Origin of the sequence: Kitasatospora sp. NPDC057512, assembly GCF_042802135.1 — a bacterium.
Taxonomy (GTDB): Bacteria; Actinomycetota; Actinomycetes; order Streptomycetales; family Streptomycetaceae; genus Kitasatospora.
In genome coordinates this window covers 1-6,223 of the sequence record NZ_JBHVET010000529.1, presented here as the reverse complement: position 1 = coordinate 6,223, position 6,223 = coordinate 1, and the positions used below count along the sequence as shown (strand labels likewise).

Here is a 6,223-nt window from a genome sequence, read left to right as displayed (position 1 = left end):
CGCGATCGCGGCGGAACGGAACCAATGTGGGGCGAACGGGGAACAGATGAGGAATGGGGCATCCTGGTCCCGGTGCGCGACCGCAGCGGCAGGCCGTATCCAGTGCCGACGAGCCGGTCGGCGCGGCGCGGCGGGAACTACGGAGCGGCCAGGGCCTCCCCGAGGCGGTCATGTGCTGCCCCGGGCAGGAATTGCTGCAGGGCTTCGGCGCGGGTGCGGATCAGTCCGCCGCGGTACGCGGGAGGAAGCTTCTCCCAGACATCGACGGCCTTGTCCACGGCACTGGTGGGGTCGCCGTCGGAGCACAGGCACGTGGCGGCGTCCATCTCCAGGAGCGCCCGGACCATGATCGACGGGGAATGGGTGAGTGCGAGTGCGGCTTCCTGCTCGGCGTAGGCGTCGCGGGTGTGGCCCATGAGGGTGAAGGCCTGGCTCAGGTGCACGTGGTGCTTCTGCATCGGGTAGCCGAACCAGGTGTCGGCAGCCTGGGTTCCGTCCAGACGCTCGGCGATGGCGCGGACGTCGGCGACGGCTCGCAGGGCGCCCTGGTGATCACCGGCGGAGGCGAGGGCGCGGGCGGTGACGGCGGCGGCCAGGGCCGCCGAGGCGGTCGGTGCGTCGCCGCTTTCGGCCCGCGCGCGGGCGGCGAGATTGGCTGCAGCGTTCGAGGCGCCGTAGTTCAGGGGGACCATGGCGTGGCGGGCGAGTACCCAGGCGAGCATCTGCTTGTCACCGGATTCACGGGCGGCCTGCTCGGCGGTGGCGAACCAGCCGTGCGCGTCGCGCTGGTCGCCGCGGTCGTGTTGGATGATCGCGACCAGCCCGGTGATGCCGGCCGCCGTGCGTGCGAGGTCGGTACGGATGCCGGCCGGGTGCGGGCGTCCCAGCACGTCGCGCAGGAGGTTGAGATCGGCCTTCATCTGGCCGAGGACGACGACCGGTGAGCGCCCGTGGTAGCCGCCGCGGTGGCGCTCGAAGGCCCCGTCGAGATAGGCGAGGTCTCCGGCATCGGAGCCGGAGAGTCCCGCGTTGATACCCGTCCGCGCTTCGGCGATGCCGGGTACCGCCGTGATCCCCGTTGCCAGTGCTGCCACACTGAGAAAGCTCCGCCGTTTCACCGCTGTCTCCTCCTCTCCGTCAACGCCGTCAGCATGACGGGTTGCCCTGCGCCAGCGCCTGGAGGCGGTCACTGCCCGGACGATCTCCTGGACCGTCAGCTCGTAGCCTTCGGAGAGCAGCTGGTACCACCGGGGAGTCGGAAGCCGCTTCTCCTTCTCCCACCGCTTCAGGTTTCCCGCGTCGAACGGTTCCCCGTCCTGGAACCGCACCAGGAACAGGGCCTGCTCTTCGCGCGAACGGCCGGTGGCTTCGCGGCGTTTCCGCAGCAGTACGCCGATGCCGTCTGGTGCCATCATGCCTGCTCCCTGCGCATCTGACTGTCCAGTGCCCGAACCTGGCCCCCCTAAGCGGCCCCCGCGAAGAAAATGGCCCCTTCAATGGCGCCAGCGCTTGTGGTGGTTCCAGGAGTTGACTGTCTATCAGTAAGTCGGGCCGTCGAGCGAAGCCTTGGCTTTCCCCGCTCCGGGCTCGTTGACGCCTCCCGTCTGACCCTGCCCCTCGAAGGGTTTCCTCACCATGCGCGTAATCGCCACCGCCTTCTCACCCATGCCTCAGATCACCGCCGACCCGCTCGCCGGCCCGGCACCGCTGCCCGGCACCGCCCCGACCAGCGGTGCGCGCGGTACCGCGCGCGCTGCTCCTGCCGACCGCGACCGCCTCGGGGCGTTCCTCACCGCGTCCTGGGCCGCACTCAACGTCGCCGCCCTCGGTGTGCTTGGACTGCTGGTCCAGCACGCCGAGACCCACCTCGAAGCGGCGGTCCCGACCAGCGCGCCGGACTGGTCCGTCGAGGACGGCCGCCGATGAAGGTCCGTCCACTCACCGTCCCCGGGGCGTTCGCCTTCGAACCGAACACCCGCCACGACGTCCGCGGCGAACTCCAGGAGTTCTTCCGGGAGGGCGTGTTCCGTGCAGCCACCGGCCGGACGTTCCGCCTGGCCCAGGCCAACACCGTCGTGTCCCGCCTCGGCGCTCTCCGTGGCATCAGCGTCGCCACCGCCGACCAGGCCAAGTACCTCACCTGCACCGACGGAGCGGTCCTCGACGCCCTCGTGGACCTGCGCACCGGATCGACCGCCTTCGGCAGCTGGCACCTGGAACACCTCGACGCCGAGCGACGGACCGCGTTGTTCGTGCCGCCCGGCGTCGGGCACGCCACCTTCGCTCTGGCGAACCGCTCCAGCGTCACCTACCTGCTCAGCGAGCTGCACCGTCCCGAGAAGTTCCTGACGATCGACCCGCTCGACGCGGACCTCTCCATCGAGTGGCCGCCCGAGCCCGCCTCCATCGTCGTGGGCAACAGCCTGAGCCTCGCCGAGGCCCTCGGCCGCAACCTGCTGCCCGCCTAATCCGCCTGACCCTCGCCATACCTCACCCAGATTGGTGACTCCCATGGAGAACATCCTCGTCACCGGCGGCGCCGGCTTCATCGGATCGCACTTCGCCCGCCGCCTCATCGACGCCGACGACATCGCCAGGGTGACCGTCCTGGACGCCCTCACCTACGCGGGCAACCTCGGCAACCTCGACGGCATCACCGACTCCAAGAAGTTCACCTTCGTCCAGGGCGACATCCTCGACCGCACCCTGGTGGACGCCCTGATGGAGACCCACGACGCCGTGGTCCACTTCGCCGCCGAGTCCCACGTCGACCGCTCCCTCACCGACGCCGGGAACTTCGTCTCCACCAACGTGCTCGGTACCCAGACGCTCCTCGACTCCGCCCGCCGCATCGGCACGCGCAAGTTCGTCCACATCTCGACCGACGAGGTGTACGGCTCCCTGCCCACCGGAACCGCCTTCGAATCCGACCCGCTGAACCCCACCGTGCCGTACTCGGCGTCCAAGGCCGCCTCCGACATGATCGCCCTGGCCTACCACTCCAGCTACGGCGTGCCGGTGTGTGTGACCCGGTCCTCCAACAACTACGGGCCCCGCCAGTACCCGGAGAAGCTGATCCCGCTGTTCGTCACCAGGTTGCTGGCCGGGGAGAAGGTCACCGTCCACGGCAACGGCGAGCACGTCCGCAACTGGCTGCACGTCACCGACAACTGCGCCGGAGTGGAGCTGGTCCTCCACAAGGGCATCCCTGGACAGGCGTACAACATCGGCGGCGGAACCGACCTGACCACCATCGAGCTGACCGGCATGCTCCTGCGTGCCACCGGAGCCACCTGGAACCAGGTCACCTATGTGCCCGACCGGGCCGCCAACGACATCCGGTACTCCATGGACTGGGGCAAGCTCGCCCAGCTCGGCTACCAGCCCCGGCAGGACCTGGCGGCCGGCATCGCCGAGACCGTCGACTGGTACCGCGGCAACCCCGACTGGTGGCAGAGCGCCACCGCGCGGGCCGCCGCGTGAAAGGCCGCGAGTCGAACACCTCCGACCCGGCGGAGCCCCGCCGCATCCTGGTGACCGGCATCGGCGGGGCCCCTGGCCTCGACCTCGCGCTCACCCTCCTCAAGCTCGGCCACGAGGTCATCGGCACCGACTCCAACCTCCTCGCACCGGGCCTGCTCGCCCCCGGCATCACCGCCCGCACCATCGCCCGCGCCGACAGCCCGTTGTTCGCCGCGGACCTGATGGAGCTGGTGCACGACCTCAAGCCGGACGCCCTGATCTGCTGCGTCGAGAACGAGCTGCCCCAACTGGTCCACCTGCGCGGCCACCTGGAACGCGCCGGAGTGCGAACCTGGCTGCCGCCCGCGGCCACCGTCACCGCTGCGGGCGACAAGTGGGAGTTCCACCAGGCGATGCGCGCCGCGAGGGTGCCCACCCCGCAGACCTGGCTGCCCGATCAGATCGACCAAGCCCCCGAGGGCACCGAGCTGGTCGTCAAGCCGCGCCGCGGCCAAGGTTCCAAGGACGTGCACTTCTGCCGGACCCGCGAACAGGCCCGCGTTCTGTGCGAGCTGGTGCCCACCCCGATCGTCCAGCAGCGCGTCCGGGGTGTGGAGTTCTCCGCCGACTGCCTGACGGACCGCAACGGCCGCACCTCCGCGATCCTGCGACGGCGCCTGATGGTCCAGGCCGGCATGTCGATGGTCGCCGTCACGATCGACGACCCGGAGGCCACCAAGCGGGTCGCCGAGGCGATCCGGGCGATCGGCGCCGTAGGCCCGGGGGACGTCCAGGGCTTCATCACCGAAGGCGCCGACCCGCGCGTGGTCATCACCGAGATCAACGCCCGATTCGCCGCCGGATTCCTGCTCGCCGAGGAAGCCGGAGCCGACCTGGTCCGCCAGACCCTGAACGGCCTCTTCCAGCAGCCCGTCGACCACCGGCGGCTCACCTACCGCGGCGGCGCCTTCCTCACCAAGTACGTCGCCGTGATGTCCACCGAGCCCCGTGCCGTCTCCGGCACGCCCTGACGAAGGAGCACCCGCCTTGGCCTCGACCACCACGCGGCCCCCGGGCGTCGAGCGCAATGCCGCGCCGCTGCTGCACGGCACCGAAGCCGCCGCACTGGCCGCCGTCCTCCCCGGCGGCCAGTGGGGCCACGGCCCGGCCACCGACCAGTTCGAAGCCGGAGTCGCCGACCTGATCGGCGTCACCGACACCGTCGCCGTGAACTCCGGCACCACGGCACTCCACCTCGCTCTGCGCTCGATCGGCATCGGCCCCGGTGACGACGTCGTCCTCCCCTCCCTCACCTTCTGCGCCAGCGTCCAGGCCGTCACCTGGAGCGGCGCCGAACCCCGCTTCGCCGAGATCGACCCCCGCACGCTGGCCGTCACCCCGGACACCGTGCTCGAAGCCCTCACTGCGAACACCCGCGCCGTCATGCCCGTGCTGTACGGCGGCCGGGCCGTGGATCTCACCCCGATCCGCGACCACCTGACCGACCTGGGCATCCAGATCATCGAAGACGCCGCCCACGCCTTCGGCTCCCGCCACCCGGACGGAACCATGGTCGGCGCCGACCCCGCCGTGCTGACCTGCTTCTCGCACGACCCGATCAAGAACCTCACCACCGGCCAGGGCGGCACGATCATCCCCCGCACCCGTGAGGAAGCCGACACCCTCCGCAGCCTGCGCCTGTTCGGCATCGTCCAGTCCAAGGACGCCCGAGCCGCCCTGACCTCCTACGAGGTCCAGGGCCCCGGAATGCGCTTCGACATGTCCCAGCTGAACGCCGCCATCGGCGTCGCCCAGCTGAAGCACTTCCCGCAGACCGCCGCACACCGCCGGCACCTGTGGCGCACCTACCAGGCCGAACTGGCAGGCCTGGACAGCGCCCGCCTGGTCGACGTGGACGTGGTGAACACCGTGCCGTTCAACTGCGTGGTGGTCCTCGACCACCACCGCGACGAGGTCTTCCGCCACCTGCGGGAGCACGGCATCGGCGTCGCCGTGCACTACCCGCCCAACCACACCCAGGCCGCGTTCTCGGCCTGGCACCGGAACCTGCCGGTCACCGAACAGGTCGCCGGCCGGATCCTCGGCCTGCCGTTCCACCCCGCCATGACCCACGACAGCGTCCGCTACACGGTCGCCGCGCTCGCCGACGCGATCAAGGCCGCCGCGTGACCGACACCAAGGAGTCGAAGATGAGCGAGATGTTCCGCCACCCGAAGCGCCACCGCATCCTGGTGGTCTGCCTGGGCAACCACAACCGCTCGCCGCTCGCCGCCGCCGTCCTCGCCCACACCGGCGGGGAGAAGGTCGAGGTCCGCTCGGCCGGACTGCGCGAGCGCCACGTCGGCGGCCCGGCCCACAGCAACGCCATCCGCGCCGCCGAGGACGCCGGGTACGACATCCGCGACCACCGCGCGGTCAAGGTCAACCACCGCATGCTCGACTGGGCCGACAGCGTGCTGGCCATGGACCACGCCGTCCTCGCCGAACTCAAGACCATGACGGACGGAACGCCGGCCGCAGGCAAGCTCGACCTCTACAGCAGCGGCGAAGACGTGCCCGACCCCTGGGAGAGCGACTACGCCGCCTACCAGGGGTGCATGGACACCATCCAGGCCGGCGCCGTCCGGCACCTGCCGGACCAGCAGAACTAGCGGCCCACGACCGACAGCAGTACGTCCACGAGGCGGTCGGCGGCGTCCGGCCGGCCGTGCTCGGCGGCCCGTCGCGCGATGTCCGCGCG

7 protein-coding genes are annotated in these 6,223 nt (G+C 70.7%); 6 read left to right on the top strand and 1 reads right to left on the bottom strand.

Features of this window, described 5'->3' with window-relative positions; all coding sequences use genetic code 11:
- Window positions 1–137 precede the first annotated feature (137 nt).
- Window positions 138–1,415: a transcriptional regulator gene (locus ACFU6K_RS28270; RefSeq protein WP_380667671.1), complete on the bottom strand. Its 1,278-nt coding sequence runs from the start codon at window positions 1,413–1,415 to the stop codon at window positions 138–140.
- A gap of 250 nt (window positions 1,416–1,665) precedes the next feature.
- Between ACFU6K_RS28270 and ACFU6K_RS28265 the strand changes: the two genes are divergently transcribed.
- From ACFU6K_RS28265 to ACFU6K_RS28240, 6 genes are read left to right on the top strand one after another with little or no spacing between them, the layout of a single operon-like run.
- A complete protein-coding gene (locus ACFU6K_RS28265) occupies window positions 1,666–1,926 on the top strand; it encodes a hypothetical protein (RefSeq protein WP_380667669.1) in 261 nt (86 codons plus the stop codon).
- A complete protein-coding gene (locus tag ACFU6K_RS28260) occupies window positions 1,923–2,468 on the top strand; it encodes a dTDP-4-dehydrorhamnose 3,5-epimerase family protein (protein WP_380667667.1) in 546 nt (181 codons plus the stop codon). The genes ACFU6K_RS28265 and ACFU6K_RS28260 overlap by 4 nt, the downstream gene beginning before the upstream one ends.
- 43 nt (window positions 2,469–2,511) lie before the next feature.
- Window positions 2,512–3,483: a dTDP-glucose 4,6-dehydratase gene (gene rfbB, locus ACFU6K_RS28255; RefSeq protein ID WP_380667665.1), complete on the top strand. Its 972-nt coding sequence runs from the start codon at window positions 2,512–2,514 to the stop codon at window positions 3,481–3,483.
- A complete protein-coding gene (locus tag ACFU6K_RS28250) occupies window positions 3,450–4,493 on the top strand; it encodes an ATP-grasp domain-containing protein (RefSeq protein WP_380667663.1) in 1,044 nt (347 codons plus the stop codon). Before rfbB ends, ACFU6K_RS28250 begins: the two co-directional genes overlap by 34 nt.
- A 16-nt stretch (window positions 4,494–4,509) precedes the next feature.
- Entirely contained in the window at window positions 4,510–5,652 is a 1,143-nt protein-coding gene (locus tag ACFU6K_RS28245; protein WP_380667661.1) for a DegT/DnrJ/EryC1/StrS family aminotransferase, read from the top strand.
- A 20-nt stretch (window positions 5,653–5,672) separates the two neighbouring features.
- Complete coding sequence (locus ACFU6K_RS28240) at window positions 5,673–6,134, top strand: low molecular weight phosphotyrosine protein phosphatase (RefSeq protein WP_380667659.1); 462 nt, start codon at window positions 5,673–5,675, stop codon at window positions 6,132–6,134.
- Window positions 6,135–6,223: the final 89 nt, after the last annotated feature.